The sequence below is a fragment of the Emticicia sp. genome (assembly GCF_049241225.1).
GTDB lineage: Bacteria > Bacteroidota > Bacteroidia > Cytophagales > Spirosomataceae > Emticicia.
Window position 1 is genome coordinate 1 of the sequence record NZ_JBMLRC010000384.1, and the last position, 1210, is coordinate 1210.

Consider the following 1210-nt stretch of genomic DNA (forward strand, 5'->3'; position numbering starts at 1 on the left):
GGCGGACCGCACAGATTGAGCAGATTTTTATGATTACCGCAGATTATCATAATCTTATCATAAAAATCATAACAATCTGTGTTCTATAATTTTTTATATCAATGCGAAAAATCCTCTTTTTCGATACCGAAACTACTGGATTACCACAATTCTATAATGCACCAATCACGCAAGTCAATAATTGGCCACGTTTGGTGCAATTGGCTTTTATTGAATACTACGAAGATGGCTCACTGGCAGCCCAACACAATTATATCATCAAACCCGAAGGTTTCACTATCCCACGAGATGCTACGCTTATTCACCGAATATCAAACGAAAAAGCCCAAACCGAAGGAAAAGATTTAGCACAAGTTTTAGATATTTTCGCCGATGCCATCAACGAATCAGCCATTTTGATTGCCCATAATTTTGATTTCGATAGAAATATCGTTGGGGCAGAGTTTGTTAGAAAAGAGTTTGATACAAAACCGCTACTGACCAAACGAAGTTTTTGTACAATGAAAAACAAAGATGTCGTTAATTTTTGTCGAATTGCGGGTAAAAACGGCTACAAATGGCCAAAGTTGGAGGAATTACACTACAAACTTTTCAATCAAAGATTTATTGATGCCCACGATGCCAGTATTGATATTGAAGCCACTGCCAAATGCTTTTGGGAATTATTGAGGCGTGGGGTGATTAGGGCGTAATGAGTTCTACGAAAGATTCCCTAATAATTTACGGGTTTCTTCCATACGTTTTTGAAGATATTCCTGAGTTTTAGCATTAATCTTCAAAGAACTATCAATTGCTATTTTAGGAAGATGCGATTTGGGAATTTTACTTAATGTTTTCATAAATCTTTTTTTACTCCTGTAAACTTATCAAAAAAGCATCATAATTTTTATTTTTAACAAAATTTTCTTCTACTTTGTTCTTTATACCTTTTATAAGATATATCTCTTGTGCTTGTTCAAAATACTGATTTATTAATATTTGATATAGACGAGTTCTAACTTGTGTACTACCATAAAATAAAATTTTACTGCCTGCATATTCATCTAATACCATTGCTATAGTCTGAAAAACCGTAAAAAGTACCTTATCTCTGTCTCCATTATTAGTTTCAATTAAAAAATCAATTGTTTCATTATCCTCTAACAAATCACCCATCAACATTTCAAATATTAATGGGAAATCTGAATACTTTTGATATAAAACAACTTTT

At 33.0% G+C, this 1210-nt stretch carries 3 protein-coding genes; 1 reads left to right on the forward strand and 2 read right to left on the reverse strand.

Going from position 1 to position 1210, the window contains the following annotated elements; all coding sequences use genetic code 11:
• The first annotated feature begins 101 nt into the window (after window positions 1-101).
• Complete coding sequence (locus tag ACOVO2_RS20065; protein ID WP_421771690.1) at window positions 102-692, forward strand: exonuclease domain-containing protein; 591 nt, start codon at window positions 102-104, stop codon at window positions 690-692.
• A 6-nt stretch (window positions 693-698) separates the two neighbouring features.
• Here ACOVO2_RS20065 and ACOVO2_RS20070 read toward each other — a convergent pair whose 3' ends face one another.
• Window positions 699-839: a hypothetical protein gene (locus ACOVO2_RS20070; RefSeq protein ID WP_421771691.1), complete on the reverse strand. Its 141-nt coding sequence runs from the start codon at window positions 837-839 to the stop codon at window positions 699-701.
• 10 nt (window positions 840-849) lie between these two features.
• The coding region (locus ACOVO2_RS20075) for a DUF6934 family protein (protein ID WP_421771692.1) at window positions 850-1210 on the reverse strand (361 nt) is incomplete at its 5' end.